The organism is uncultured Campylobacter sp. (assembly GCF_938017705.1).
Taxonomy (GTDB): Bacteria; Campylobacterota; Campylobacteria; order Campylobacterales; family Campylobacteraceae; genus Campylobacter_B.
In genome coordinates this window covers 1-3,305 of the sequence record NZ_CALIIS010000004.1, presented here as the reverse complement: position 1 = coordinate 3,305, position 3,305 = coordinate 1, and the positions used below count along the sequence as shown (strand labels likewise).

Annotated in this window: 3 protein-coding genes; all 3 read left to right on the top strand. The window is 49.6% G+C overall.

Annotated features, from left to right (window positions below; translation table 11 throughout):
* Positions 1-196 precede the first annotated feature (196 nt).
* The 3 genes from Q0605_RS00165 to upp all read left to right on the top strand — a co-directional run bounded on the left by Q0605_RS00165 (position 197) and on the right by upp (position 3,151).
* Positions 197-970 (top strand): SDR family oxidoreductase, encoded by a 774-nt coding sequence (locus Q0605_RS00165; RefSeq protein ID WP_298703187.1) that lies wholly within the window; start codon positions 197-199, stop codon positions 968-970.
* Positions 971-1,348: 378 nt separating this feature from the next.
* Positions 1,349-1,942: a BON domain-containing protein gene (locus Q0605_RS00160; protein WP_297943487.1), complete on the top strand. Its 594-nt coding sequence runs from the start codon at positions 1,349-1,351 to the stop codon at positions 1,940-1,942.
* A 582-nt stretch (positions 1,943-2,524) separates the two neighbouring features.
* Positions 2,525-3,151: a uracil phosphoribosyltransferase gene (upp, locus tag Q0605_RS00155; protein WP_298703189.1), complete on the top strand. Its 627-nt coding sequence runs from the start codon at positions 2,525-2,527 to the stop codon at positions 3,149-3,151.
* Positions 3,152-3,305: the final 154 nt, after the last annotated feature.

Here is a 3,305-nt window from a genome sequence, read left to right as displayed (position 1 = left end):
AATTCCACCGCGAGCTTTACGATGGAATTTTGCCGTGAAATTTTATCGGTAGAATTTTAAAATTAGTAAAATTTTATAGACGAAATTTCGCTTCGCCATAAAATTTTAAAGCCTACAAAATTTCGAAGTTTGCAAGATCCGTAAGTCTCGCTCAAATTTTTAAAGCATAAATTTACGTATCAAATAAAGGAAAAGTATGAAACGATTAGAGGGCAAAACCGCCGTAATCACTGGCGGAAGCGACGGCATAGGGCTTGGCATCGCAAAGTGTTTCGCCAAAGAGGGCGCAAATTTGATCCTGCTAGGCAGAAGCGAGGAGAAATTAAAAATCGCGCAGGAGAACCTAGGCGGTTACGGCGTGAAAGCTTACGCGATAGAGGCGGATTTGGCGCAAAGCAAAACGATAAAAGGCCTTTGCGAGCGCATTTTAGCGCTACCCCTTAAGATAGATATCCTTGTAAATAACGCCGGACTGGGAAAATTCGCACCCTTTGAGGCGACCGACGAAGCTCTGCTGGATGCCCATCTAAACCTAAACGTCAAAGCGCCATATCTGCTTACTCAGGGGCTTTTGGGCGCGCTTGCGGCTAGCAAGGGCTGCGTGATCAATATCTCGTCGTATTTTGCGAACCGAATGCTCGTAGGACGCACTACGACGGCGTATTCGATCACCAAAGGCGCGCTAAATTCTTTCACCAAATCGCTTGCCTTCGAGGTCGGCAAACTCGGCATTCGCGTTAATGCCATAGCGCCAGGAAGCGTGCTGACGCCGCAGTTTGAGCGAAATTTAAGCGCGCTTAGCCCGCAGGGGCGCGAGGCGTTTGAACAGATGGTGCAAAATATCTATCCGCTCGGCAAAATCGGCAGCGCGCAGGACATCGGCGATGCGGCGGTGTTTTTGGCGTCGGACGCGGCGAAGTGGGTCAGCGGCGCGATATTTGCGATAGACGGCGGGCTTACGACGAATTAGCCGCGACCGGGCGGAATTTTGGGTGCAGGTTTTGAAATATAAAATTTTATAGAGGCGAATTTCGCCTTGAGAAATTTTACCATGCAAAATTTCGCAGAGGCAAATTTGCAATGAAAATTTAGCCGCGTAGAATTTTACGGCTACAAATACTGCTCGCGAAATTCCGCCGTGGCGAAAGCGCAAAATTCTGCAAGCCGTGCGAATTACAACGTAAATTTTAAAATTTATATTGTAAAATTTTACGGCGCGCGGTTTGGGCGGAATCTCGCAGTGCAAAATTTTAAGCTGCGATAAAACGGCGCCTGCGGGGCTAAATTTAAAAAGCGGAGTCGGCAGCCAGCTTGAGATAATTAGAAATTAAACGAGATTGGAGAGGGTTTGAGGGTTCTGTTTCTAGCGATTTTGGCGGTGTTTTTGAGCGCGAGTGCGGTGCTATTTAGCTCGTGCGCGGCTCCGCTGGCGCCCGCGGGCAACGCGCTTAGCGTATACGACATCTACTCCGTAGCGCGCGATCGCCGCAGCGTCAGCGAGGTCGCTAGCGATAAGCTAATCCAGACTAAAATCCAAAGCAAAATTCTATTTACCAAAGGCCTTAGCAGCTGGGATTTAGAGGTCGAGTGCTTCTACGGCGAGGTCTATCTCATCGGGCTACTGGATAGCGAAGCGATGCGCGAGCCGCTGCTTGCTTTGGCTCGACAAACCGAAGGCGTGCGGCGCGTGCATACCTATCTGCGCGTCAAAAAGCCCGAGTATCCGTGCAATTCGTTTGAAATTTTTACAAATTTAAAGAAAAATCTCTTTTCCGATACCGACGTTTCTGGTACTGCGGTGCGCGTGGCGATCGTAGGCTGCGACGTGGTATTTAGCGGCGTGGTAAGCGACATCGAGCACGAAAAGCACGCGATCTGGTACGCGACGCACGCGCCCGGGGTGCAGGACGTGTATTCGTTCCTGCGCGTGGTGAAAGAGTAGGGCTATTAAATTTTGATCGCTTCGGCACGGCAAATTTAACCGCTTGCGGCGGGCTAAATTTGAGAATATGCTCGATTTATTTCAGCTCGTTTGCGGGGCGATCAGCGTGTATGAAATTAAAATTTTATCGGCGCGCAAGATAGCGGGGAATTTTAAAATTTGGATCACGAGCGCGAGCATTAAGTAAATTTAAAGCCGCCTCAGACGATAATTTCGCAGATGAAATTTACGCCGCGGGCGCTTGCTGAAAAGTAGCGCTCAGTGCCGATAAAAAGCGCACCCTGTTTAAATAGCGGCTAAATCAAAAGCGCACGCGAGAGCTAAATTTAAAGCACTGCGTTTTTAAAAGCGCTGAATTTAAAGCGAGCCGCCGAGCTAAATTTAAACGTAACGCGTGCATTGCGAGCTAAAATGAGCTAAATTTAAAATCGCGTTGCCGTTATCGTCGAAATTTCAGCGCCATGGCGCAAAAGCTCGCGCTAAAATATGCGATCAAAATGCCTAAAAGGGCGCAAAATTCAGTAAATTTAAGGAGAGAAAATGAGCCAAAGCCAAAAATGTACGCACCAAACCGCGTGCGAGCTGTCTAACGTGAGGCTGATCAAGCACCCGCTGATCGAGCATAAGCTCACGATCCTGCGCGATCGAGAGACCGATCCGTTTCAGTTCCGCATGCTCGTCGATGAGATCAGCTACCTGATGATGTTCGAAGCCACGCGCGATCTGGCGCTGCGGGAGGTGAGCGTGCATACGCCCGTGGCGCAAACCAGCGCGTATAAGCTCGCCACGAAGATCATGATCTGCCCGATTTTGCGCGCCGCGCTGGGGATGCTAGATAGCGTATTTAAACTCATGCCAGACGCTAGCGTGGGATTTTTAGGCTTTCAGCGCGACGAAAAGACCGCGCAGGCGGAGTTTTTTTACGCCAAGCTGCCTACAGACGCCGCGGAGCGCACCGCAATCATCATCGATCCGATGTTTGCGACCGGCGGTACGGCGATCGATGCGGTTAAATTTCTGCTGAAAAACGGCGTCAAAAAGATCAAATTTATCTCCATCATCGCAGCGCCCGAGGGGCTTCATAAATTTAGCGAGATCTACCCGCAGGTCGAGGTTTTTACCGCGGCGATCGACGAGAGATTAAACGAGCAAAAATATATCGTGCCGGGCCTCGGAGACGCGGGAGATAGGGTGTTTAATACGCTATGAATTTGCGCGGCGAAGGACTTTGCGCCGCGCTAAATTTGCGCGGATAGTATTTTGTGCGGCGATAAATTAAATTTGCCAGCAATGCAATTTGCGCTGCGAAATCTATTTATCAAATATACGGGTTGCCGCGGCTCGGAATTTCGCGCGGCAATAA